The organism is Clostridium sp. AM42-4 (assembly GCF_003480105.1).
Lineage (GTDB): Bacteria > Bacillota > Clostridia > Lachnospirales > Lachnospiraceae > Brotaphodocola.
In genome coordinates, this window is the sequence record NZ_QUIK01000031.1 from 1 (window position 1) to 225 (window position 225).

Genomic DNA, 225 nt, shown 5'->3' on the forward strand with positions numbered 1-225 from the left:
TACTTTACAATATCAGTCACTGACATTTTCGGTGGTGCAGACACAAAACAATGGATATGATCACTTTCACCAACTTCAAAAAGATGAACCGTAAAACCTTTATCGGATGCTATTTTCTGAACCAGTTCTTTTAGATAAGTTTCAATCTCTGTTGATAAAATCTTCCTGCGATATTTCACAGACCACACCACATGGTAGTTGATATTGTATACACAAGTTCTTGAA